Here is a 23,165-nt window from a genome sequence, read left to right as displayed (position 1 = left end):
GCGGCCGGAGGGCTCAGCGGCCGCCTTCGATCTTGCGGTGGCGCTGGTTGATGCCGCCCTTGCCGTAGGGATAGTCCATCGGTTGAGGAGCGCTGACCTCGTTGAGCTTCGTCATTTCCTCCTTGGATAGCTCGACCTTCATGGCGCCGAGATTGTCGGCGAGCTGCTCGGGCGTGCGGGCGCCGAGGATGACCGAGGTTACAGCCGGCTGCGCCGCCGTCCAGGCGAGCGCCACCTGCGCCATGCTGACGCCGCGGGCCTTGGCGATCTCTTCGACCGCACCGATGATCGCCCAGGTGCGTTCCTGCGCGTTGCGCGGCGCATAGGATTCGCTGCCGCGATTGGGGTTCTCGCCGAGGCGGGTGGCGCCGGTCGGCATCTGGTCGCGCTTGTACTTGCCGGTCAGCCAGCCGCCGCCGAGCGGCGACCACGGCAACAGGCCCATGCCGGCATCCTGGCAGGCGGCGACGATTTCGAGCTCGATGTCGCGCGCCAGCAGGCTGTATTGCGGCTGCAGCGTCACCGGACGCGTATAACCACGCGCCTTGGCGATCTCCGAAGCCTTGGCGATGTGCCAGCCGACATAGTTGGAAAAGCCGTAATAGCCGATCTTGCCTGATGAAACCGCGTCGTCGAGGAAACGCAGCGTCTCTTCGATCGGCGTCAGCGCGTCCCAGGCATGCATCTGGTAGAGGTCAATCTGCTCGAGGCCGAGCCGGCGCAGCGAATCGTCGAGTGCCTGACCGAGATGGCGGCGCGACAGGCCAATATCGTTGGGCCCGTTGCCCATCGGAAACCTGCCCTTGGTCGCGACGATCGCCTGGCGGGCCTCGGTCGGGCGCGCCTTCAGCCAGCGACCGATGATCTCTTCCGACTTGCCGGCGCTGTAGACGTCGGCGGTATCGATGAAATTGCCGCCCCAGGCGAAATAATCGTCGAGCAGCTTGTGCGAGGCCGCTTCGTCGGCCTCCGCCCCGAAGGTCATGGTGCCCAGGCAATAGGCGGTAACGACGGTCCCGCTGGGACCGAGCTTGCGATAATCCATTTCTTCCTCCTCATGCGGGCGCCCGCAGCCGACGCGCAAAATCGCCGGGGTAGAAGCCGGGGCTTCCGCAATCCAATGACAATATCGAGCTTGAGGCGGCCGCTTGCCGCCGGATGACGTATGGCGCCCTGGGCTCATCCAGCGCAGGGGCGAGGGCAGCATAACCAATCCCGCCCGTGCCACAAGTGGGAAAACATATTCCCGCGGGCGGGCGCCGGTTACGGATTTTTCGAAAACGAGGCGGCGAGCAGCTCGGCTGCGGCGACGCCGGTCTCGTAGGCGCCGTGCGCCGTCGAATAACGCGCATGCGAACAGGCTTCGCCGGCAAAGAAGATCCGTTCGTCATGCGGTGCGGCGAGGATCGCGCGCAAATCGGAGGCGCCGGGCTCGGCATAGGAATAGGAGCCGCCGATATGGGGTGTAGCGGCCCAGGCCGAGATCGCCGCCAGCGACAACTGCTTGCGGATGTCCGCGCCGAATTGCCCCGCCATCTCATCGGCGGCGAAGGCAAAGGCGGCTTCTTTCCCTGCCCGCTCCAGATCATGCGCGAGATCGCCGGCAAAATAGGCCTCGACGACGGCAGCGCCGAACGGCCGCAGCTGATAGGTGCCGGTCGCACCGCGACTGGTCGATCCGAGCATATGCGTATCTGCCGGCAACGCGTCCGGATCGGCGAGGCTGAGGAAAATCTTGTCGGCGAGCCCCAGCGGCAAACGAGCTGCCGCTTCAATCTTGTCGGGCAGGGGAGGATCGAACGCGATCCTGCCGGCGGCAAGCATATTCGTCGAAACGGTGACGAGCACCGTCCCGGCGGTGATCATCCCCTTGTTCGTGTCGATACTGATACGGCCGGCATGGCGGTGATCCACGCGCCTTGCTTCGACTCCAAGCCTTGTCCGGACCGGCGCGCCATAGAGCGAGATCAATGTTCCATAGCCTTCCCGCACCCGCCAGTCGGGACCGGCGCCGGGATCATATCTGTTGTAGTCGACGATCGACGAACGCTCCAGTTCGGCGCCGGTGATATAGGTGCCGATTGCCCGGATCTGGCCGTTCCAGCGACTACCGGGCTGTAGCTTTGCTGCCATATCGCGATCGTTGCCTTCGTGGCTTTCTAGGCGTTCGAAGTAAGCGCCAATCGCCTGCTGCGCGGCTTGGCTCTCCGCATCGTCCCGCTGAAGCCGCCGCCCCCCGTTCCAGGGCGCCGGCGAGCGGTCGACCGTCAATCCGACCTCACCGGCAATCGCCGTCCAGGCATTGGTCCGCGCCCCATGCAGCCAGCCGCAACCGAGATCGAAACCGAGATCGCCGGTTCCGGGCAGCCCGACCGTCCAGGCCCGGCCACCGAGACGGTCGCCGGCTTCGAGCATGAGGACGGAAAGACCGGGACGGATTGCCAGCAGGCGGCGGGCAGCGGCAATACCGGCAGCACCGGCGCCGATGATGACGACGTCTTCGTCCGCGTCCTTGAAGTCGTCACGAGGCATGGTTTCTCCTTCCGCCGCTGACACTCAGCTAAACTTTCCTGTCCATGAAAGGCAAGGGCTGGGCATAGCGCGCCGCGGGCGATGGATTCGCCCGCGCCTCCGTGACATACAAGTTCGATGAGCGTGCACAGAGATTCGCAACTCGACATGTTTGCCAAGCCATCGCCCGCAATGGCCGAGGCACGCGGCCCGGCGCGCCGGCGGCCGTCACCGCCGGCGGCCCGCTGCGATGAAGACATGGCGCGCGCGCTCGAGGAGAGCGGCAATTATCGCATCCTGAGGAAACTTGCCGCCCGGCCGGTCGCGGCAGCGAGACAGCCGCAGTTTTCGCGGCTCGGCGTCATCCTCGATACCGAGACGACGGGCCTCAACTACCGCAGCGATGAAATCATCGAAATCGGCGCCGTCGCCTTCACCTTCAACGATGACGGCGCGGTCGGCGATGTGGTCGGCATCTATGGCGGTCTGCAGCAGCCGTCCAGGCCGATCCCGCCCGACATCACCAGGCTGACCGGCATTACCGATGCCATGGTCGAAGGACAGATGATCGACATGCCGTCGCTGAGTGCACTGATCGAACCGGCGGACCTCATCATTGCCCATAATGCCGGGTTCGACCGGCCGTTCTGCGAGGCCTTCTCACCCATCTTCACCGGCAAGGCCTGGGCGTGCTCGGTTTCGGAGATCGACTGGAGCGCCCGCGGCTTCGAGGGCACCAAGCTCGGTTACCTCGTCGGCCAGGCCGGCTATTTCCATGAAGGCCACCGCGCGGTGGACGACTGCCACGCACTCCTGGAGATCCTGGATCGACAGCAGGGCGACGGTGAAAGCCCCTTCGCCGAGCTGTACCGCGCCAGCCAACGCTGCCGCGTCCGCATCTTTGCCGAACACAGCCCGTTCGAGATGAAGGACCACCTGAAGGCAAGGGGCTACCGCTGGTCTGATGGAAGCGATGGCCGCCTGAAATCCTGGTGGATCGAAGTCGGCGAGGACGATCTCGGCGACGAGCTTTCCTATCTGCGTTCGGAAATCTATCGGTGGAAGGAGGCCGATCCGCCGCTCGTCCGGCTGACGGCCTTCGATCGCTTCAAAGCCTGAGATCGGCCGCGGCCCATCAGAACCCATGCAGTTATCGCATAGGTGCAGTGATGCATTGGCGCTGCAACAACCGGGGGTCCCGTATTATATAGAACTCATCGAAGCAACCGAAGCGCCAAGGACTGGCAGCTAGGCTTCGAAAGCCCACGGAAAGGGGATCATCATGAACGTAGCACGCTCTTTCAACAACTGGCGCAAGTACCGTCAGACGGTCGCTGAACTGGGCCGTATGTCGACGCGCGAACTGGACGACCTCGGCATCGGCCGCGGCGAAATCCGCACCATCGCCCGTGCGGCCATCGCCCGCTAACGGCCAGACAGACCACCACCTTCGACATTTGGCCAGCGCCTGCTTCCTCCCGAGCGGGCGCTTTGCTTTTTGGGCTTGCCCGTCAGATGGCGAGCCGCCCGCTTTTCGCATAACGCATAGCTGCCCTGCAAAGAAATGCCTATCATCTGAGCAGAAAATAAGTATGATTATTTCATCGAAGCGGTGCACCTCCTCCCGCATCCTTCGACCATGCAGGCGCCCCATCCTCCTCCCAGGGTCGCTTGCGGGAACGGCAGCACTCCTCCTCCCAGCTGTCGTTCGGTTTTTATCGAAAGCCTGCCGCACCTCCTCCCGCGGCAGGCTTTTTTCGTTTTGGCCGAGGAATGTGCGGCCGCGCCGAAAGCGGCCCCTTACGATCCCTTCACGTCTGCTCAGCCAAGTCCCGGACAAACGTGTTGACACCAAACTTGTCGTACAACTATGTAACCAGACGGATACCGCCGCAGCGGAGGACGCCTGATGGATCGGCTTGCGCAATAGCGACGATGCGTGACGACAACGAAGCTGAAGGAAAATTGACATGCAGATCGACGTGAGGCACGCCTCCCATCCCGAGGCCGTGCGCGAATACGACACCGAAGCGCTGCGGCGTCACTTTCTGGTCGAGACCGTTTTCGCAGGCGGCGAGATCCGGCTGACATATTCCCATTACGACCGGATGGTCATCGGCGGCGCCACGCCGCTCGGTGTCGCGCTGACGCTGACGGCGCCGACGGCGATCGGACAGGAAACCTTCCTCGCCGAGCGTGAACTCGGAACCTTGAACATCGGCGGCGCCGGCCGCATCATCGTCGACGGCACGAGCTACGACCTTGCCAAATATGATTGCCTCTATGCCGGCAAGGGCGCCAAGGACATCCGGTTCGAAAGCCTGGATGCCGCCAATCCGGCGAAATTCTATCTGGTCTCGACGCCGGCCCATCAAACGCACCCGACCGTGCTGCTCACCCGCGAAAAGGCTCGTCACCTGACGCCCGGCGAAGCCGCGACGGCCAACAAGCGCTCGATTTACCAGTTCATCCACCCGGAAGTCTGCCAGTCGTGCCAGCTCACCCTGGGCTTCACCATGATCGAGCCGGGCAGCGTCTGGAACACCATGCCGGCCCATACGCATGACCGGCGCATGGAAGCCTATCTCTATTTCGATCTCGAATCCGACCAGCGTGTCTTCCACTTCATGGGCGAGCCGCAACAGACCCGGCATATGCTGGTCGCCAACGAGCAGGCGGTCATCTCGCCGCCCTGGTCGATCCATTCGGGCGCCGGCACCAAGAATTACAGCTTCATCTGGGCGATGGCCGGCGACAACAAGAGCTTTACCGACATGGATCATATCGCCATCGCGGATCTGAGGTGAGCACCGTGGCAAATCCCTTCGACCTCTCCGGCCGGACCGCCGTCGTCACCGGCGCCAATACCGGGATCGGCCAGGCGATCGCTGCGGCGTTGGCCGAGGCCGGTGCGGCGATCGTCGCCGTTGGGCGCTCCTCGATGGAGGAAACCGAGGCGCTGGTGAAGCAGGCCGGAAGCCGCTTCCATGTCATTAAGGCCGATCTTGGCACCATCGAACCGGTCAAGGGGATCGTCGCCGAGACGATCCAGACCTTCGGCGGCCTCGACATCCTCGTCAACAATGCCGGCATCATCCGCCGTGCCGATGCGCTCGACTTCACCGAGGAAGATTGGGACGCGGTGATCGACGTCAATCTGAAGACGGCCTTCTTCCTGTCGCAGGCGGCTGGCCGCCATATGGTCGGGAAGGGCAGGGGCAAGATCATCAACATCGCGTCGCTGCTCTCCTTCCAGGGCGGCATTCGCATCCCGTCCTATACCGCCTCGAAAAGCGGGCTTGCCGGACTGACGAAGCTGCTCGCTTGCGAATGGGCCGGCAAGGGCGTCAACGTCAACGCCATCGCCCCCGGTTACTTCGTCACCAACAACACGACGGCGCTGCGTGAGGATCCCGATCGCAACGCCGCCATCGTGGCCCGTATTCCGGCGGGACGCTGGGGAACGCCGTCCGAACTTGGAGGTGCCGCCGTGTTCCTGGCATCGCCTGCATCCGATTACGTGCACGGGACGGTGCTGCCCGTCGACGGCGGCTGGCTGGCGCGGTAATCGCTTTCGTCGACCGGCGAAACACAGCGTCTCGGCCCGCGTCGTTTTGCCTTTCCGGCCGGCATGCGCTAGCAAAAGCATACCGGCCGGCGCAGCCGCCCCGACAGGCAGGATATGACAAGGAATGACGGACAAGGACAACGCGCTCTTCACCACCATTCGCCAGCCGTCGAACCTGCGCAGCAACCTTGCCGATACGCTGACGGCGCAGATCGAGTCCGGTGACCTCAAGCCGGGCCAGCGCCTGCCGACCGAACAGGCGATCATGGCGGCGACCGGCGTCAGCCGCACGATCGTGCGCGAGGCGCTCGCGACCCTGCGCGCCAAAGGACTGATCACCACGCACCAGGGGCTCGGGGCTTTCGTCTCGGACGATCCGACACCGAGATCCTTCTCTATCATTCCCAATGACCTGCAGTCGATCGATGAGGTTCTGCGGGTGCTGGAGCTGCGCATGGGGGTCGAATATGAGGCGGCCGGTCTTGCCGCGCTGCGGCGCACGCCGGAAGACATAGACCGTATGCAGGACCGGCTCGATGCGCTCGACAGGGCGCTCGAAGAGGGTGGATATGGCGCAGAGGAAGATTACGCCTTCCACCGGTCGATCCTGGTGGCGACGCAGAATTCCTACTACGGCCGCCTCTTCGATACGTTCGGCAACATCATGGTGCCGCGGCAATGGGCACGCTTGGACAAGATGACCGCGGCGGAGCGCAAGCGCCATGCCGCTCGTATGCGTAGGGAACACCACGCCATATTCACGGCGATCCGCGACGGCAACGAAGCGGCCGCGCGCCGTGCCATCCGCAGCCATCTGTCGAAGAGTGCTGCCCGGTTCGAGGAACTGCGCGACGCCACCGGCCTGTCCTGAACGTTCGCATCTTGAGGGCGTTGCGTGATTTCCCGCTGAACAACGCAAATGAAGAAAAGCGTTACATGCCGCCTTCATCAGATAGCCAAATGCGCAATTGGCCGACCGGCTTGAAACCCAGTTTTGTCATTTCGTCCAGTGCTGCACCACGCTCGTATCCGACAAGCGGCAGATCGGGTGAAAAGGCGACAGTGGCCAAGGAGACGGCATCCCGGAAGACCTGCGGCGTGCCAGCCAAGCTAAAGATGTTGGAGATCCCGACAGCCTCGGGTGATCGATTTACGATGCAGCCCGCGTCAAAGCCGTCGTCGGCCCATCGGCCATAGATGTGTATGTCCGGATCGGAAAGCAGACCCAGTGTGAAGACGTCGGCATCTGTGGGGCTACCCGACTCTTTCCACGAATGTTCCCAGCGTTGCAGGGCCGCCGCATCGCGAATGCGTACCCACTCCTGGGGCGCACGCGCTGAAATTTTGTGAGGTTCGGCCCAAATCCACGATGCGGAAAACAACAACTGGAACCCTTTGTCGACGAGATTGAACCGGGAAAACCCGTCTTTGAAACCGGGGCGCCGTCCCAGCCGATCTGTCAGCCAACCGATTTCAACCAGCTGTTCCTCCGTTGCATCCGGGTCAAGTGTTGTCATGTTGGAATAGTATGGCGGTGCAATCGCGTCGCTTGACCAAAATGCGTTGGTTCGTTGATCAGGCAGTCCATGGGCACGGAAAACCGCCTGATACAGATCTGCATTGTTAGCGGCACAAATACGCGCCTTTTCGGCATCGGACCGTGCCCTGTGTTTCAGGATTTTGCTTTGTGAGGAGTTGCCTGTCATAAGAAACCCTGTCGCTCGGATCTGCTGATAGCGGCCCCGGGGGCGGGCTGCGCAAGCTAAGGCGCGGAAACCCTCGTCCTGCCGAGGAACACGGGCCGCATAGGATGCTCTCCAGCCGTTCTCTCTTGCCGTTGTTTAGGGTTCTCTCAACGCCATTTTCATCTTCGGCTTCCTCAACCGCCGCCAGGCGCTATGATCCGTTTGCAGAGCGACGGCGGCGTGCGCCGCCGGCAGAAGCGGTTTGCGGCGGCGCCGGCCGAAGCGTCGTTTGAAACCCAGGATATTTTCGACGAAGCTCCTGGTGTAGAGGCCGGGTCCGCTTGAATAGATGCGCCACCCGCCGTCGACGGCGATCTTGCCCGCCTTGACGCGCGCCCAGTCATCCGCCGCCTGATAGCGGTCGTGGAAAGCCGCGTCGCTGCTGCTGAAATAGGTATTGCGCTGGCGCAGTGAAGCGTGCGGCAAGACCGTCGTGACGGCGATCGGATTGACGATGGCGACCGCCTTCCACAGCTCCTCTGCCGAAGCCTCCAGCGCGAGCGTTTCGCAATAGCGCAGATGCGCGTGCACATACATCAGTCCGATCTCGCGGCCGAAGAAGGACGAGGATTCGGCCCGGCGAAACAGCGTTTCGGGCCCGCCGGCGTAGCTCGCCGGCTTTTCCATCAGCCGCACGCCATCGGGGAAGAGCAGATGCTCCTCGATCAGCCGCATATGATGCCGCCTCTGCGCCGGCGTGAACAGCTTGCCGAGCATGGCCTGCGTCATCGAGATCAGCGAAAAGGAAAGGCCTGTGCGTTTGTCGCTCGGATGCAGCAGCAATTCGACGCCGTCATGGGCGGGATCGAAGATGCCGTAGCCGGCAACGACGCCGTCGCGCACGAGATGACGGTTGAAATCCCGGCGCATCGCGGTTGCAATCTGCCGCAGAGCCTTTGCCTTGCCGCTCTGGCCGCGCCGGCGCAGGATGGCGGAATAACGGACGAACTGCTCATAGAGCAGAGCAACGGTCCAACTGCTGACCATCCAGTCGCGCAGATGCGGATCGGCCGGCTGCAGGGAATCGTTCCAGTCTCCCTCGCCATAGCGGATCAGATGCGTTCCCGGGATGAACTGTGTGCGGACGGTATCGAGCAGCTTCTCGACGTGAGAGGCGATGGCGTCGGCCTCGGGCGCGTTCTGCATGGTCTTTTCATCGCGCCAGGAAACCTTCTCGTCGAGAATGGCGAGATCGCCGGTCGCTTCGATATAGTCGCAGAGCGCTTTCAACGGCCAGACGATGACGTCGCCGTGACTGTCGCCCGCCCGGATGTTGGCATAGGGCTCCAGCATGAACCATTGCGGCCAGTCGCCTCCTTCCAGATATTGTTCGCTGAAGACGGTCTTCACCACCTCCCTGGCTTCGCGGTCGTGCTCGTAAGCGAGCAGGAATTCGATCGGCCCCTGGCAGGCATCGCGCGTCCCCCAGGCCGCACCCGTATATTGTTCCAGGCCGTGTGGTACGCTGAGATGCACGATGGCGTCATGCGCAAGCCAGGGCAGAAGGGTCGTCTGGGCAGCGAGATCGGGCGAAGGATTGTCGATCCTCATGCCGCGCACGACGTTGCGCCAGAATGCCGATGCCGGCGCAAGCATGGCCTCATCGGTGACGCCGGCCTCATAACGGCGCGCCAGCCGTTCGGCTTCTTCGGCATCGGTCATCGAACCGACGACGGCAAAGGAGAGCGCCAGCGTCGGCCGGGACTTGAGCGCGATGAAGGCGCCGTTGCGTGCAGCGCCATCGGCATAGAGCAGCTCGTCGCCGCCGATCTCCTCGATGGCGTCGGGCGTCGAACTCACCAGCCAGTAAACGGCATCGGGATAACGCTCGCCCCAGAGCCAGGCCGGGTCCGGCCGGAAAGAGATGCGTTTGCGGCCGGGATCGAATTCGATCTGCCCGCCGGCGTCATATTCGCGCTCCCCGAGCACGACATGGCCAAACACCAGGAAACGGCACGGCTTGCCCTCCACCGACACGCTCCACTGCATCGCCGCATCCTCGCCGGAAGCGATCGCCGTGACGATGATCCTGCGATCCCGGCACTGATAGATCCAGCGGCAATCGCTCAGTCCCATCTCGAAGGCCGATGGCACCGCCAGAAGCCGCCAGCCTGCGTCGAGATCGGCCATGATGCGCAATCCGCTGGCGTGCATCAGGTTGTAGGGATCACGGGAGACGGAAAAAAGCTTGTGGAAAGATGTATTGCCGATCGTCAGCTGCGCGGCGAAAATCCCTTGCATCCAGCAGGTGGCGGCAAGGGTTGAATCGTCGAGCAGCATGTTTTGACCGCTTCGCACGATGGCGCCATGGCGCCGCGCGACGATGAATTCCTTGTCGCGCAGGACGACGTGGCGGTTGAGAACGCCGTCCGGCACGAAAAATGAAAGAAGCCTTCCGTGCGCGCGCTCCTCCAAGGTCCGCTCCGGATAGAGCCTTCGGATCGCCTTCAGGTCCAGCGCCTCGGCCTCCAGCAGGGGCGCATCCTGGAGCAGGCTGCGAACGGCCGCGGCCGCCTCCGGATCGGCGGCTGCACTCTCCGGCGCCGCGAACCCGTCGAGCCGCGAGAGGTCGGCATCGCTCGAGGCCTCGGGGTGATCGGCGGCGAACAGAGCAAAGAAACTCGCAGTCGCACCGCTTGCCGGTACGGAGAAGGATTTCGACTGAATGGCCGGACAGGCCGTCTCCTGCTGCCGCCGTTCGCTCGGAAGGTTGGTGCCGAAGGAACCAACCAGAAGGTCGCCCTGCCGATGCTTCGCCTGCACCAGCTGGATCGCATCCGTGGCATAGGCGGCCGCGCCATCGAAGCACCCCTGGATGAGCCAGGGATTGCGGGCGCCCGACTGCTTGAGATTTTGCCGGTTCATGACGACGGGGCCATATGTCTCGTGATCGGCGATATGGTGATCGACATATTGCGAAGCATAGGCTTCGCTGTTCATCAGAAAACCGCGATCGCCGAGACCGACGTCCTGGACGAGCACCAGATCCACCGGCAGCGCTCCCTTCTTCGGATGCTTGAACGTGACGCGCCAGAACCAGGCCGTCTCGGAGGGATGCAGCTCGAGGCGGACGGTGTAGCTGATATCGCCGGCCTTGCCGCTCCAGGAAAAGCCAGTCGCATCGTGCCCGAAGCGGCCATCGGCGCGAGGGCCGACGATCTCGACGACATCAGGCTTGGCGCCTCCGATGCGCAGATAAAGGCGGCCGATGCCGCCGTAGAGCGGCGAGCCCTGGATCTGATTGATCTGCACCGCCCCTTTGTCGTCGGCATATTCGATGGCAAACAACGTGCCGTTCGGCAAAGCCGATATCGACAGGCCGGAACCGTTGCTGATCGCAACGAGACCCAGCTCTTCGCGTCGTGGCATTTGCAAACTGCGCTTGAGGTTCGGGGCCATAAAGATCTCGTCGATTGATGTCAGAGGGGAATCAAAGGATGGCGCAAAAAGATTGAGAGAAATCTTACCGATGATGGGAAGGTCGACAAGGTGCCGCAGCTGATGAACGCACATGAGGACGCTGCAAAAACCGGCTCAAAGCGGAACAGAAAGCGAAAGATATCAGGGTGCGCAAATGGCTATCGCCACTTCTCGATGAGAAATCCCGATGGTCCCTGAACGGGATCGGTATCGGGCAGGGGCACTGACGAGATTTTCGCCAGCATTTCACTTGAAGCAGCCGAAGTCTGAATGTCGGCATGCTGCCCCTTGGGATAAGCCCCGATGACCTCGAACTCCGACGTGCAGCCGAGGTTTTGGTGCCCGGTTCCGGCTGGAAGCACCAGACAGTCTCCCGCCGTGACTTCGAGCGCTCGACCGCCGGGACCGCCGATCAGCAGCGTGGCGCTGCCACGTGCAATGCCCAGCACTTCATGAGCACCGGAATGGTAGTGCTGATAATCGAAGACACCGTTCGTCCAGATGCCGGTCCAACCGTTTGCCGCGAAGCGATCTTTGAAATCGCGAGGTCCACCGTCGGCAAAGACATCCCGGTAAAGCAATACAGGAAGGCGTGGGTTGTTCGGAACCCAGTCGCTCTCATCGAAAATAATCGTCTCGGTGTTCATGCTGAATTCCCACGGTAGGCGATGATGGCCTCAACAGGATAATCTGCGAGCCATCGGTGCTGGTGAGCGAGTTCGGTGCGTCTGCCATTGAACTCATCTCCGCCAATGGCTTCAAAAGGCTAAACTTTGGCGGCCGCCGGCGGTTCCCTCACACGCTGGAGCCTCGCTATGCCAAAAAGACACTTTTTGGCTGGCGAATTGGCTTAACGCTCAGTAAGACCGCTCTTTTTGAAAGAGGGCAACATGCGGAAATTATTATCGATTCTATTCAGCACAGTCATCGTGGCGGGAACAGCGCACGCTCAAGCGAGAGTTCAGGCCACCCACAGCAATCGCCTGATCGAAAGCTATCGCGCGTATATCGGCGACGCTGATCTTTACAATTCAAATGGGGCTAGACTTACCCAGCCGTGGCAGATCATCCGACAAGACAGGGCGAATTTCCATCAGTACCATGTGCGCGATCATGACGATCAATCGGACTCATTCTTTGCCGATCCGGCAAATCGCCAAGCTCTGGAGCAGATGCTTCGGAACGGAACGATGACGCGAGGGGCCGCCAATATGATCCTGCGTGGCAATGTATGGATTGACGTTGATATCTACGGTGACCAAGGAACCGGTCGATGGATCGACGTTTCTGTGTCCGATTGATATTTGCCGCAGAAGATAGTCGAGTCGGATCGTTGCCCGGGTCTCATGCCGGCGCCGGCCGCCTGGCGAAAGGGACCGAGAGCAGGGCGCAGCCGGTCAGGACGGCGACGACCATCCAGGCTTCGTTGATCGCCTGAACGCTGGCCGCGGTCTGGACCAGCGGATCGAGCGTCGCCATGGTATCCGCATCGAAGCTGCCGCTATGTCCCGATATGATCTCGGCAGGCGCGCCGACAAACGTGGCCGCCTCGATGTCGCCGGCCTCAAGACGTGCCCAGAGGTCTTGTCCCAGCGGCTCCGAGCGTGTGTAGATGATGGTGTCGATCAGCGCGATGCCGATGGCGCCGCCGAGATTGCGCATCAAATTGAAAAGCCCGCTCGCATCGGGAACGCGATCAGCCGGAAGCGTGCCGAGCGCCAGCCGGGTCGGCGGCAGCAGGCAGAACATGATGGCGACGCCGCGCACCACCTGGGGCCAGAACATCGCGTCGTAATCCGAGCGCGGATCCTGAAACGCGCTCATGCCGACGCCGATCGCAAACAGCGCGAAACCTGCGGCCGACAGCAGCCGCGCATCCATGCGTTTCTCCAGCGCGACAGCGACCGGCGCAGTGACCAGCTGTGCGATGCCCGTGACCAGCATGGTCACGCCGATCTCAAGGGCGTCGTGTCCCCTGATGAAAGCGAGAAAGACCGGCATGAGATAGACCGAGCCGAAAAGGCCGATGCCGAGGATGAAGCTCAGAACCGAGCCGACGAGAAAATTCCGATCGCCGAAATTGCCAAGATCGACGATCGGCCGGCGTCGGCGCAGCGTTCGCGTTATGAACGCGCCGCCCGAGAGAAGGCAGACGGCCAGCAGGCTGAGGACGTAGGCCGAGGTCCAGCCGCTGGTCGGCGCCTCTTTGAGGCTGAGTTCCAGCGCCGTCAGCGCTGCCGCCATCAAGAGGAGCGACAGGCCGTCGAGATGCCTGAGTTCGGACGGATCGGCCGCCTGCCTGGGAAGAAAGCGGGCCGCAAGGATTGCCGAGGCAAGCCCCGGAAGGATGTTGATCAGGAACAGCCAGTGCCAGGAATAGGTTTCGGTCAGCCATCCGCCGACGATCGGGCCGACGGTGGGCGCAAGCACCGCAAGCACGCCGGCAATCGTCGTCGCAAGCGCTTGCCGCTCGTTCGGAAACAGAATGAACACGGCTGAAAACACCGAAGGGATCAGCGTTCCGCCGGAAAAGCCCTGAAGCACCCGCCAGGCGACCAGCGCGCCGAAGCTGCCGCTCGCCGCACAGCCGGCCGACGCCGTCACGAACAGGCTGATGGCGACGACGAACAGCCAACGCATTGTCAAAAGCCGCGTCAGCAGACCGGTCAGCGGGATGGCGACCACTTCGGCGATCAGATAGGCCGTCTGTATCCAGCTCATCTGATCCGGATCGATGCCCAACGCCGACTGGATGGTCGGCAGCGATGTCGCCACCACCTGAACGTCGAGGATTGCCATGAACATGCCGACGCACATGGCCAGGAAGCCGAACCAGACCATGGCGGGCCTTCCATCAGGACGAGCAGCTTCAAGTCGTTCCGACATGCGAGTATCCCGCCAGCGCGGCATCGTCCGATCGGTGAGAAATCTAGGGCTTTCATGTTTGCGATCGAAACGATCGGCATGTCAACCGCCACGCTGCGGCGAAGAATTGATCCAGCGCGCGCAGACCGAGGAGATCGCCACCAGCCGGGCGTTGGTCGCTCACGGTACCTTAATATTAACGCAAATGGGCAAGCCGATATTATTTCCCACATTGCGACACCCCGGCGATGTCATCGGGGGGATTTGCTTAAGTGCCGGGCGGCAGAAATTCCGGGTGGCCGATTGACGGCCCGGCGGGAAACTGGCTATCACTATTAAATCAATTTGATTGACTTCAATCGCCGCTCCGATCCCGGTGGCCGTGCCGGAACGTCCAAAAGCCCCGTTTTCCTCAAAGGAAGAGTGACCAATGTCGACACCGCGACCGAACGCCCTGCGGCTTGAAACCATTTGGAATCCGCCTGCCGAGGGCAAGGAATTCTCCTATGTCCTGCGCCTCAAGAACCTAGGCAGCGAGCCGCTTTCGAGTTTTTCCCTCTGCGTCAGCGGTCCGGGCCGCGTCGACCCCGCCGGACGCGTGGAAGGCGCAACGGTGTCGCAACGGCTTTCTAATTTCACCGAATTCCAGCCGCCGGCCAACTTCGTTCTCGGCGCAGGCGAAACCTGGACGATCTCCGTCTATGCGCTCAGCTGGCAGTTCCGCCACTGGACGGACGGCGCGACGAGTGCCTATCTCGCATTGTCCGATGGCAGCACCATCGTGCTCGGCGTCGGGCCGACACGCTCTTCCGTCAGCAATGCGCCGCTGAAGCGCGGTGCCGAGATCTATCCCGTTCCCGTCAACGCGCCCGTTCCGGTGTCGATCATCCCCTGGCCGAACCGCGTCGCCGTCGCATCGCGCCGCCCGCTGCCGGCGGGTTTTGCGCCGCAGGCGCAGAGCCCTGAAGGGGAGGCGGCGGCAAAAAGCTTCGCGGCGCTGGCGGAGCATCTCTTCGCGGTCGAAGGCATCGTGCGAACCGAGGCCGAAGGCGCGGTTCGTGTCGGCCTGAAGGAGGCTGCCGGCTTCGGGCCGGAGGCCTATCGGCTGAGCTTCGAAGAAGAGGCGATCACGATCGAGGCAAGCAGCCGCACCGGCTTCCTCTACGGCCTCGTCACGCTCGGCCAGATCTGGCGCGGCGCCAGGCTGCACCCCCAAGTTTTCCAGTTTCCCGCATCCGGCGAGATCGTCGACGAGCCGTCGATGGGCTGGCGCGGTCTGCATCTCGATGTCGCACGCCAGTTCTATGGCGCGGCCGAGGTCAAGAAGCTGTTGGCGGTGCTGGCCTGGAACAAGCTCAACCGCTTCCACTGGCACCTATCCGACGACGAGGCCTGGCGCGTGGAGATCGATGCCTACCCGGCCCTGACAGAGATCGGCGCATGGCGCGGCCACGGTCTCGCCGTGCCGCCGCTTCTGGGTTCAAGCCCGGCGCGGACGGGCGGCTACTACACCAAGCCTGTCATCCGCGAGATCGTCGCCCTCGCAAAGAACTTCGGCATCGAAATCGTGCCGGAGATCGATATGCCCGGACATTGTTACGCCATGCAACAGGCGATACCGGAGCTGCGCGACCCGGCCGAAAAAGCCAGCTATTACTCGGTTCAGGGTTTTCCCGACAACTGCATCAATCCGGCGCGCGAACAGACCTACCAGATCGTCGAGACCATTCTCTCCGAACTCATCGAGCTCTTTCCGTTCAAGACGATCCATCTCGGCGCCGACGAGGTTCCCCTCGGCGCATGGTCCGGCTCGCCGGAAGCGCTGGCGCGCCTCAGCGCCATCGCCGGCGACGAGGTTGCCGATGCGCATGCCAAACGGTTGAACGTCGTCACCAACACCCATGGCGCCGACGACATTCACGGCTCGGGCGCCGCCATCCTGCAGGCGGAATTCCTTGAGCGTGTCCAGCGCTTCCTCGCGAGCAAGGGCTGCATCACCGGCGGCTGGGAGGAAGCCGCGCACGGCGACGTCATCGACAAGTCGAAGAGCTATCTCTGCAGCTGGCGCAATGTTGAGGTTTCGGCCGAACTCGCCGAACGCGGCTATCAGATGGTCGTCTGCCCGGGCCAGGTCTATTATCTCGACATGGCGCTGAGGACGGACTGGGATGAGCCCGGCGCCAGCTGGGCAGGAAATTCCGACGCGGAAAAGCTCTACAATTTCGATCCCGTCGGCGGCTGGACAGCGAGCCAGAAACAGCAACTGCTCGGCATCCAGGCCTGCATCTGGTCCGAGCCGATGACGGATCGCGCCGTCTTCGACCGTCTCGTCTTCCCGCGCCTTTCGGCACTTGCCGAAACCGGCTGGACGAAACCCTCGTCCAAGTCATGGGAACGTTTCAAGGCGCTCGCGGGGCTGATGCCGCTGCTCTATGGATTGCAGGAGTCGTAGCGCTCGGAGAAGCCGCGTCACTGCCGCTGCCGGTAGGCAGAGGGTGTGACGCCTGTGGCCGACTTGAAAGCCCGCGTCATGTGGCTCTGGCTGCTGAAGCCGCAGGCCGAAGCGATCTGTGCGATCGGGTCCGGGCCGCGCAGCATCGATTTGGCGCGCTCGACACGCCGGTGAGCCACCCAGCCATGCGGGGACACACCATAGCTTGCCCGGAACATCCGCTGGAAATGAAAGGCGCTGAGCTGGCCGATCGTCGCCAGATCCTGCAAGCGGATGGTCTCGCCGAGATGGGCCTCGATATAGTCCAGGCTGCGGCGGCGCACATGGGGCGCGAGCCCGCCGCTGATCGCGCAAGGGCGCATCCCTCCATAACGCGGATCAACCAAAAAATCACTGATCGTCTGCGTCATCGCTTCTTCAGCCAGCAGATGATCCCCCGCCAACATCGCTTCCGTCAACTGCCGAAGCGTATGCGCCAAGACGGGTGCATCGGCGAAGGTCGCTTCGGCAACAGCCATAAACCGCGCATCGCGGTCAAACGTCTCGGCAAACATCCGGCGCATCTGATCGTCGGGAACATAGAGATGGACGAAGTCGAAGGGATCGGTGATTTCCCATTCGGACGAGTGCCCCTGTGGCATGACACACAAGGCCCCGGGCCGTCCTCGCGCGGCGGGGCTGCCGTCCAGACGGCGCGTTCCGGCGCCTCCGTTGAGATAAAGGCTGAACGTATGTCCGTCCGGCCGCTCATAGCTCATCCTGTCGCTGCCATTGCTCCAGAGGGCCGCAGATCGCCCGAGCCCCAGATCGATCGACTGCGACATCCGCGCCGAGGGCGATGCGGACAAAAACCTGAAAACAGAGAGGCGGCTGTCTTTCACCAATTCTTCCCACACCCGTGACGTCTTGCGAACAATAGCGGTGGACGGCCGACGTGGCGAGCGGGAACTCCGGGGCTAAGAATTTCACAGCAAGAATCTGCAAGAGACCGGCTCACGGTTCGCCTATTCATGGAGAAAACGAGGATCACTCCATGGCAAATGCCGCTCTCTTCATCGCGACCGTCCTCATATGGGGCACGACCTGGATCGCCATTGCGATCCAGGTCGGTCCCGTGCCGGTCCTGGTCTCGGTCTTTTACAGATTTGCGCTCGCAGCCGTGATCCTCGTTGCCATCCTGGCTTTCATGCGGCGGCTGAAGTTGCCGGCCTTGCGTGACCAACCTTTCATCCTGGCGCAAGCGCTCTGCCTGTTCAGCCTCAATTTCATCTGTTTCTACAACGCCGCCGGCTTCATCCCGTCCGGGCTGATCTCCGTCATCTTCTCGCTCGCAACGATCTACAATGCCGTCAATGCGCGCCTGTTCTTCGGCGACCGCATTACAGGCCGCACGCTGCTCGCGGCAGCGCTCGGCGCCACCGGCCTGCTGCTGCTGTTCGCAGAGGAGGTTGTCGTCGATTTCAATGTGGGCACGTTGAAAGGGATCGGGCTCGCGGCGCTCGGCACGCTGTTCTTCTCGCTCGGCAATATGGCCTCGCGTCGAAACAGCGCGGCGGGAATTTCACCGCTGACCGCCAATGGCTGGGGCATGACCTATGGCGCGGTCGTTCTCCTGTTGCTGATTGCCCTAACGCAAACGCCGATCGTGACGCCGCCTGACATCACCTATCTCGCCGCCTTGCTCTATCTCGCGGCAATCGGATCGGTGATCGGTTTCACCGCCTATCTCATGCTGGTCTCCCGCATCGGCTCCTCACGCGCCGCCTATGCCACCGTCCTGTTCCCGATCGTCGCCCTGTCATTGTCGACGATCTTCGAGGGCTACCACTGGACCAGCCTCGGCCTGATCGGCCTGGCGCTGACGCTTCTCGGCAACGTGGTCATCTTTGCACGACCTCTGGCCCGTCGCGCGCTCCAAGCAGATGCGAGGCTGCCGGCAGGCGGGTAAGGGCGTCAGCCGACCGGCTTTTGCAGGACGTCGAAGCGCGGATTGGTTTCGGAAAAGATCGGCAGGGCGGCTGCGCCGAGGATCGCCGTATCCTTGCCGGTCATGCCGATCATGATGCGGAGCAGCGTCCGCTTCCGGCCGGGATCGAGCGGATCATGCAGCGGCTCCAGCCGTTCGGCCAGCCGGCGCATCAGTGACGTCGGGATGCTGCCGCCAAGCACGATGGTCTGCGGATCGAAGGCGAGCTCCAGAAAATCGACGGTCTGGCGCAGCGGCTCGACGGCCTGATCGAGCCACGCATCCAGGCCTTCACGTCCCTCGGCGATCAGCGCATCGAGATCGTCGGGGGAAAGCTCCCCGGCATTGGCGATGCCCATGAATTCGTAGGCGACCGAGGGCGAGAGATAGCGATCCAGGCAGCCGCGCTTGCCGCAGCTGCAGAGCCTGCCATGCGGCTCGACGATGATATGACCGATCTCGCCGGCATTGTTGCGGCTGCCCTTGTAGAGGTGGCCGTCGAGAAACATTCCGGCGCCGATGCCGCCGCCGCCGGCCAGAAACAGATAGACGAAACTGCCGAGGCCGCGGGCGACACCGTGAAGACGCTCGCCGATTGCGGCCGCCGTCGCGTCGTTCTCGACGAGGACCGGCACTCCGACCCGTTGTTCCAGTGCATGCCCGACCGGGAAATCCTGCCAGCCCGGCAGGCTGTGCGGGCTGAGAGACGTGGTGCCGCCATCGGCGTAGCGGCCGGGCAGGGCGATGCCGACGCCGAGCAGCCTGTTTCGATCGAAGACGAAAGCCTCTTGAAGATCCTCGACGATTGTTTGCAGCGCCGGCATGGCCTGTTGCGGATCGGCCTGTTCGACCTGGTGCTCGATACGGGCGCAGACGGCGCCCGAGAGGTCCGTCAGCACACCGCTGGCGCGTCGACGGCCAAGCTCCAGGCCGATCGAATAGGCACCATGCGGATTGATGCTGTAGGGAATGATCGGCTGGCCTCGCGCCAGCTTCTGAGCCTCGGCCGCAACGAGAAGCTGCGAGCTCTCCAGCTCCTCGACGATATTGGAGACGGTCTGCGGCGTCAGCGCCGTCATCCGGGCAATCGCCGCCCGCGACAGCGGACCGTGGGTGCGCACAGCCTCGATCACCACGCGCCGGTTGTGAGACTTGGCCTGCTCGAGATTCGTGCCGGAGATCGCCTTCATGTCGCCTTCGAAGCAAGTGAAGCATCACCCTTGTCACAAGACGGATGGCGATGAAAGCGGGATTCTTCGCCTGATTTATCGAAGCTCGGCGTCGACAGGCGCAACGGCATTTCGTCGCTGCAGCAGGCCGAGGATCGTAATCCCCGACAATCCGGTGACGGCGCTCAGCATGGCGGTCCCGGAGTATCCGGTCACATAGGTGCCGGCGGCAAAGACCAGCGCCCCGATGCCCGCACTCGCAAAGACGTTGACGGAGATTAGTGCACTGCCGAGCCCCGGCCGGTCGGCGATGAGATCCTGCAGATAGGTGATCGGGATGCTGATGATCGCCGCCGCGCCGATACCGGCGAGCAAGGTGAGCGCGTAGAGATGCCACGGCGCGGAGGCAAAGCCGAGAAGGCCGAGGAAGACGGCATAGACGATCGTGCCGGCGGCAAGCGCGGTCATCTGACCGGCCTGCCGCGCTATCCGCGACCAGACGATGATGAAGACGATCTCGAGCAAGGCGACGATCCCGACCAGAATGCCGACATCGCTGAGTGCACCATGCGCCGCGCCGGTAGCGATCAACGGCAGCAGCGCATCGTTGAGATGCAGCGTGCTGGTGATCAGCGCCACCCCGATGATGTGCGCCGAAATCCCCGGCGAAATCACCTGCCGCAGGGCGCCGAGATGGGAAAGATGGTCGATGGTGTCGATCTCCGTTGCCGCGCGCTTCGGCAGGGCGAAGAGGATGATGCCCTGGCATAAGAGACAGGAGAGGGCGGCAAAGAGATAGGCCGGCAGCATGCTCGATGCGCCCGAAAGCAGAAGGCCAGTCATGCCGGGGATCAGCACCCAGGATAGCGAGATCATGGCGCGCACGCCCGAGTTCGCCGTCACCATGTCCTCCCGGTTCATGCCCTGCATCGCCGCCCGCGCATTGGCGAAAAGCAGTGAATTCAGCGCGCCGTAGATCGGAAGTGGCAGCAGCGCGCTGCCGACGAAGACGGCCGCGCTCGGAAAGGCATAGACCACGCCGTAGCCGACGATGCCGAAAATGCAGGCGCCGATCATCGCCGAACGGTACTCGCCCAGCCGGTCGGCGAGATTGCCGAGCAGAACGCTGACGACCACGTTCACCGCCGCCGAAGCAAAGGCCAGGATGGAATAGAGACCGTCGCTCAGCCCCAACTCGCGGATGCCGACGATCGAGCGATAGGGCGCGGTCATCGCCCCCGCCATTCCGAAAGTGAATATGGCGATCATGCTGGCGCGGATTGCCGGATTGCGGAAGACGTCGGGAAAGAGGCGGCGCATCTATCTCGGTCAGTAATGTTCTGATTGCGAGAAGGTTCGCGCCAGCTCGGCCTGGCCGGCCGTCAGGCCGCAATCGACGGGCAGGCAGACGCCCGTAATGGCCGCGGCCAATGGGCTGGCAAGGAAGGCCACGGCATTGGCGACGTCCTTGGGATCGACGACGCGCTGCAGAGGGTACCAGCGGCGCGCCTCCTCGAACACGTTCGGGTTGGCGGCGGCGCGCGCTTCCCAGGCCTGCGTCTTCACCGTGCCGGGCGCCACCGCATTGGAGCGGATGCCGAACTTGCCATATTCGACGGCGACCAGCCGGGTGAAATGCAAGAGGCCTGCCTTGGCGGCGCTATAGGCCGGATGGCCGAAGACATGCAGGCCGTTGACCGAGGCGATGTTGACGACCGAACCCTTGGAGGTCTTCAGCATCGGTTCGAAGGCGCGGAAACATAAGAATGCCGCTTCGAGATTGAGCGCATTGTCGGCCCGCCAGATCTCGGGCGTCGTCTCGTGCAGGCTGGTGGCGCGGGCGGCCCCGGCATTGTTGACGAGGGTTCGGACGACGCCGCTGCCGGCAGCGCGTTCTGCCAATTCGGCAATGCTCGCCTCGCTGGTCACATCGCAGCAGACGGCGACGAAACGCTCCGCCGGCCCGAGTTTCGAAGCCGCGGCGGCGGCAGCAGCCGCATCGATATCGGCAAGCAGAACGACATCATGGTCCTCGGCGAGACGCGCGGCAATCGCCGCGCCGATGTCGCCTGCAGCGCCCGTCACGATGGCGATCGATTGAGTCATTGATTGTCGCTCCCGTTCATATGCTTCAGTCTCCAAGCAATTGCCGGTCGTCGCCGTCCCGGTGAAGGACGAGCTGCTGTTTGATGCGCCGCAGGGTCACCGTCGCTTTCGGCTGAACGGCGTAGGCAACCAAGCTCGCCAGAATATCGACCATGGCGATGTAGGCGATGCGCGTCGAAGTCGGGCGATAGATATTGTTGCCCTCGGGAAGATCGATCGGCACGACGATTTCGGCGGCCTTGGCAACCGGGCTCTCCGTCTGGGTCAAAGCGATCGTCTTCACCTTGGTGTCGCGGGCAAGCTCGAAGGCCCGCACCAGCTCCATATTGCGCCCGGAGAAGGACGAGCCGATCAGCACGTCGCCCGATTTGGCCGCGGCCGCCATCATCAGCTGCATGCTGTGGTCGGAACTGGCGGTGATGCGAAGCCCGAGACGGAAGAGGCGGTTCTGCAGCTCGTCGGCGATCATCGACGAATTGCCGCCCGAGCCGAAGGCATAGATCATATCGGCCTTGGCGATGAACGAAACGGCCGCTTCGATTGCCGCGAGATCGAGCGAGCGGTGCAGGAGGAAGAGCGCGTTCTGCGCCTTGGTGATGATATCCTGGGCGACATCGGCCGGATCGGTGCTTTTCGATTCCGGCTTCAGATAGCGCACGCCGATATGGGCGGTGCGGGCGAGCTGCACCTTGAAATCGGAAAAGCTCTCGCAGCCGAGCCGCCGGCAGAAGCGGGTGACAGTCGGCGGCGAGACCTCCGCGCGTTCGGCGAGCTCGATGATCGAGGCATTCACCGCAAACTCGAAATCGTTGACGATGATCTCCGCGATGCGGTTTTCCGAAGGAGAAAGCCGGCTCTTATCTTCCTGCAATGTCGAAAAGATATCCAAACCGCCTCCCTCCGATTGTTCGCTACGCGCCCTTCTTCTTATAGGCCACGCAATCGATCTCAACCTTGCAATCGACCATCATCGACGATTGCACACAGGCGCGCGCCGGCGGATGCTCGCCGAAATATTCCTGGTAGATCTTGTTGAAGGTCCAGAAGTCGCGGGGATCATCGAGCCAGACGCCGACGCGCACGACATCCTCGACGCCGTAACCGGCTTCCTCGAGGATATCCAGAACATTGGCGATCGTCTTGTGGGTCTGGGCGATGATGTTGCCGTCGATGATCTCGCCATCTTCCATCGCAACCTGCCCGGAAACATAGAGCCATCCGTCAGCTTCGACGGCGCGCGCGAAAGGCAGCGCCTTGCCGCCGGCGCCGGTTTGAACAGTGCCATAGCGCTTGATTGGCATTCAAAGTCCTTGCAAATTATTTTCTTGATAAGTTGACAAGTGACCATAGAAAGCAGAATTTG

20 protein-coding genes are annotated in these 23,165 nt (G+C 62.7%); 8 read left to right on the top strand and 12 right to left on the bottom strand.

Annotated features, from left to right (window positions below; all coding sequences use genetic code 11):
- Positions 1–13 precede the first annotated feature (13 nt).
- Together HJC00_RS06065 and HJC00_RS06060 are read right to left on the bottom strand one after the other, a co-directional pair.
- Entirely contained in the window at positions 14–1,045 is a 1,032-nt protein-coding gene (locus HJC00_RS06065) for an aldo/keto reductase (RefSeq protein WP_210632416.1), read from the bottom strand.
- 218 nt (positions 1,046–1,263) lie between these two features.
- Positions 1,264–2,532, bottom strand: a complete 1,269-nt coding sequence (locus tag HJC00_RS06060) for an NAD(P)/FAD-dependent oxidoreductase (RefSeq protein WP_221163754.1) — start codon at positions 2,530–2,532, stop codon at positions 1,264–1,266.
- A 117-nt stretch (positions 2,533–2,649) separates the two neighbouring features.
- On the opposite strand from HJC00_RS06060, the gene HJC00_RS06055 reads away from it, so the two are divergent.
- The 5 genes from HJC00_RS06055 to HJC00_RS06035 all read left to right on the top strand — a co-directional run bounded on the left by HJC00_RS06055 (position 2,650) and on the right by HJC00_RS06035 (position 6,950).
- On the top strand, positions 2,650–3,630 hold the full coding sequence (locus HJC00_RS06055; protein ID WP_210632414.1) for a 3'-5' exonuclease: 981 nt from the start codon (positions 2,650–2,652) through the stop codon (positions 3,628–3,630).
- Between the two features lie 163 nt (positions 3,631–3,793).
- Positions 3,794–3,940 carry a DUF1127 domain-containing protein gene (locus HJC00_RS06050; protein ID WP_064695679.1) on the top strand — a complete coding sequence of 49 codons (147 nt, stop codon included), beginning with the start codon at positions 3,794–3,796 and terminating at the stop codon, positions 3,938–3,940.
- Between the two features lie 541 nt (positions 3,941–4,481).
- Positions 4,482–5,318 carry a 5-dehydro-4-deoxy-D-glucuronate isomerase gene (gene kduI / locus HJC00_RS06045; RefSeq protein WP_210632413.1) on the top strand — a complete coding sequence of 279 codons (837 nt, stop codon included), beginning with the start codon at positions 4,482–4,484 and terminating at the stop codon, positions 5,316–5,318.
- On the top strand, positions 5,315–6,079 hold the full coding sequence (kduD, locus tag HJC00_RS06040; protein ID WP_282615087.1) for a 2-dehydro-3-deoxy-D-gluconate 5-dehydrogenase KduD: 765 nt from the start codon (positions 5,315–5,317) through the stop codon (positions 6,077–6,079). The genes kduI and kduD overlap by 4 nt, the downstream gene beginning before the upstream one ends.
- 124 nt (positions 6,080–6,203) lie before the next feature.
- Positions 6,204–6,950 carry a FadR/GntR family transcriptional regulator gene (locus HJC00_RS06035; RefSeq protein ID WP_210632411.1) on the top strand — a complete coding sequence of 249 codons (747 nt, stop codon included), beginning with the start codon at positions 6,204–6,206 and terminating at the stop codon, positions 6,948–6,950.
- Positions 6,951–7,011: 61 nt separating this feature from the next.
- On the opposite strand, the gene HJC00_RS06030 is transcribed toward HJC00_RS06035, so the two are convergent.
- From HJC00_RS06030 to HJC00_RS06020, 3 genes are all read right to left on the bottom strand, one after another.
- The gene (locus HJC00_RS06030) at positions 7,012–7,785 is read right to left on the bottom strand and encodes a hypothetical protein (protein ID WP_221145180.1); all 774 of its coding nucleotides are present in this window, start codon (positions 7,783–7,785) and stop codon (positions 7,012–7,014) included.
- 135 nt (positions 7,786–7,920) lie between these two features.
- Positions 7,921–11,223: a GH36-type glycosyl hydrolase domain-containing protein gene (locus HJC00_RS06025; protein WP_221163753.1), complete on the bottom strand. Its 3,303-nt coding sequence runs from the start codon at positions 11,221–11,223 to the stop codon at positions 7,921–7,923.
- Between the two features lie 179 nt (positions 11,224–11,402).
- On the bottom strand, positions 11,403–11,891 hold the full coding sequence (locus HJC00_RS06020) for a cupin (protein WP_210632409.1): 489 nt from the start codon (positions 11,889–11,891) through the stop codon (positions 11,403–11,405).
- 243 nt (positions 11,892–12,134) lie between these two features.
- On the opposite strand from HJC00_RS06020, the gene HJC00_RS06015 reads away from it, so the two are divergent.
- Complete coding sequence (locus HJC00_RS06015; protein WP_210632408.1) at positions 12,135–12,545, top strand: hypothetical protein; 411 nt, start codon at positions 12,135–12,137, stop codon at positions 12,543–12,545.
- Between the two features lie 43 nt (positions 12,546–12,588).
- On the opposite strand, the gene HJC00_RS06010 is transcribed toward HJC00_RS06015, so the two are convergent.
- A complete protein-coding gene (locus HJC00_RS06010) occupies positions 12,589–14,130 on the bottom strand; it encodes a DHA2 family efflux MFS transporter permease subunit (RefSeq protein ID WP_221163752.1) in 1,542 nt (513 codons plus the stop codon).
- 409 nt (positions 14,131–14,539) lie between these two features.
- Between HJC00_RS06010 and HJC00_RS06005 the strand changes: the two genes are divergently transcribed.
- Positions 14,540–16,561 carry a beta-N-acetylhexosaminidase gene (locus tag HJC00_RS06005; protein ID WP_221145174.1) on the top strand — a complete coding sequence of 674 codons (2,022 nt, stop codon included), beginning with the start codon at positions 14,540–14,542 and terminating at the stop codon, positions 16,559–16,561.
- Positions 16,562–16,578: 17 nt separating this feature from the next.
- Here HJC00_RS06005 and HJC00_RS06000 read toward each other — a convergent pair whose 3' ends face one another.
- The gene (locus HJC00_RS06000) at positions 16,579–17,319 is read right to left on the bottom strand and encodes a helix-turn-helix domain-containing protein (protein ID WP_221102534.1); all 741 of its coding nucleotides are present in this window, start codon (positions 17,317–17,319) and stop codon (positions 16,579–16,581) included.
- 275 nt (positions 17,320–17,594) lie between these two features.
- Between HJC00_RS06000 and HJC00_RS05995 the strand changes: the two genes are divergently transcribed.
- Entirely contained in the window at positions 17,595–18,509 is a 915-nt protein-coding gene (locus HJC00_RS05995; RefSeq protein WP_210632404.1) for a DMT family transporter, read from the top strand.
- Positions 18,510–18,514: 5 nt separating this feature from the next.
- On the opposite strand, the gene HJC00_RS05990 is transcribed toward HJC00_RS05995, so the two are convergent.
- The 5 genes from HJC00_RS05990 to HJC00_RS05970 form a co-directional block, all read right to left on the bottom strand.
- A complete protein-coding gene (locus tag HJC00_RS05990; protein WP_210632403.1) occupies positions 18,515–19,717 on the bottom strand; it encodes an ROK family transcriptional regulator in 1,203 nt (400 codons plus the stop codon).
- Between the two features lie 75 nt (positions 19,718–19,792).
- A complete protein-coding gene (locus HJC00_RS05985; RefSeq protein WP_221145170.1) occupies positions 19,793–21,016 on the bottom strand; it encodes an MFS transporter in 1,224 nt (407 codons plus the stop codon).
- A gap of 9 nt (positions 21,017–21,025) precedes the next feature.
- Positions 21,026–21,802, bottom strand: coding sequence for an SDR family oxidoreductase (locus HJC00_RS05980; protein WP_210632401.1), 777 nt, complete (start codon positions 21,800–21,802; stop codon positions 21,026–21,028).
- A 25-nt stretch (positions 21,803–21,827) separates the two neighbouring features.
- Entirely contained in the window at positions 21,828–22,691 is an 864-nt protein-coding gene (locus HJC00_RS05975; protein WP_210632400.1) for a MurR/RpiR family transcriptional regulator, read from the bottom strand.
- Positions 22,692–22,713: 22 nt separating this feature from the next.
- The gene (locus tag HJC00_RS05970; protein WP_071091593.1) at positions 22,714–23,103 is read right to left on the bottom strand and encodes a RidA family protein; all 390 of its coding nucleotides are present in this window, start codon (positions 23,101–23,103) and stop codon (positions 22,714–22,716) included.
- Positions 23,104–23,165 lie beyond the last annotated feature (62 nt).

Source organism: Rhizobium sp. NLR22b, from assembly GCF_019685295.1.
Classification (GTDB): domain Bacteria; phylum Pseudomonadota; class Alphaproteobacteria; order Rhizobiales; family Rhizobiaceae; genus Rhizobium.
Note: the sequence above shows the minus strand (reverse complement) of the source record. Positions and strands in the feature narration are given on the sequence as shown.

Excerpts from the sequence above, each read along its gene's own strand:
- HJC00_RS06010 (WP_221163752.1), bottom strand. The coding sequence starts at position 14,130 with ATGTCGGAACGACTTGAAGCTGCTCGTCCTGATGGAAGGCCCGCCATG.
- HJC00_RS05985 (WP_221145170.1), bottom strand. The coding sequence starts at position 21,016 with ATGCGCCGCCTCTTTCCCGACGTCTTCCGCAATCCGGCAATCCGCGCC.
- HJC00_RS06065 (WP_210632416.1), bottom strand. The coding sequence starts at position 1,045 with ATGGATTATCGCAAGCTCGGTCCCAGCGGGACCGTCGTTACCGCCTAT.
- HJC00_RS06005 (WP_221145174.1), top strand. The coding sequence starts at position 14,540 with ATGTCGACACCGCGACCGAACGCCCTGCGGCTTGAAACCATTTGGAAT.
- HJC00_RS06025 (WP_221163753.1), bottom strand. The coding sequence starts at position 11,223 with ATGGCCCCGAACCTCAAGCGCAGTTTGCAAATGCCACGACGCGAAGAG.
- HJC00_RS05995 (WP_210632404.1), top strand. The coding sequence starts at position 17,595 with ATGGCAAATGCCGCTCTCTTCATCGCGACCGTCCTCATATGGGGCACG.
- HJC00_RS06055 (WP_210632414.1), top strand. The coding sequence starts at position 2,650 with ATGAGCGTGCACAGAGATTCGCAACTCGACATGTTTGCCAAGCCATCG.
- HJC00_RS06030 (WP_221145180.1), bottom strand. The coding sequence starts at position 7,785 with ATGACAGGCAACTCCTCACAAAGCAAAATCCTGAAACACAGGGCACGG.
- HJC00_RS06015 (WP_210632408.1), top strand. The coding sequence starts at position 12,135 with ATGCGGAAATTATTATCGATTCTATTCAGCACAGTCATCGTGGCGGGA.
- HJC00_RS05970 (WP_071091593.1), bottom strand. The coding sequence starts at position 23,103 with ATGCCAATCAAGCGCTATGGCACTGTTCAAACCGGCGCCGGCGGCAAG.
- HJC00_RS06035 (WP_210632411.1), top strand. The coding sequence starts at position 6,204 with ATGACGGACAAGGACAACGCGCTCTTCACCACCATTCGCCAGCCGTCG.
- HJC00_RS06000 (WP_221102534.1), bottom strand. The coding sequence starts at position 17,319 with ATGAGCTATGAGCGGCCGGACGGACATACGTTCAGCCTTTATCTCAAC.
- HJC00_RS05990 (WP_210632403.1), bottom strand. The coding sequence starts at position 19,717 with ATGAAGGCGATCTCCGGCACGAATCTCGAGCAGGCCAAGTCTCACAAC.
- kduI (WP_210632413.1), top strand. The coding sequence starts at position 4,482 with ATGCAGATCGACGTGAGGCACGCCTCCCATCCCGAGGCCGTGCGCGAA.
- HJC00_RS06060 (WP_221163754.1), bottom strand. The coding sequence starts at position 2,532 with ATGCCTCGTGACGACTTCAAGGACGCGGACGAAGACGTCGTCATCATC.
- HJC00_RS06050 (WP_064695679.1), top strand. The coding sequence starts at position 3,794 with ATGAACGTAGCACGCTCTTTCAACAACTGGCGCAAGTACCGTCAGACG.
- HJC00_RS06020 (WP_210632409.1), bottom strand. The coding sequence starts at position 11,891 with ATGAACACCGAGACGATTATTTTCGATGAGAGCGACTGGGTTCCGAAC.
- HJC00_RS05980 (WP_210632401.1), bottom strand. The coding sequence starts at position 21,802 with ATGACTCAATCGATCGCCATCGTGACGGGCGCTGCAGGCGACATCGGC.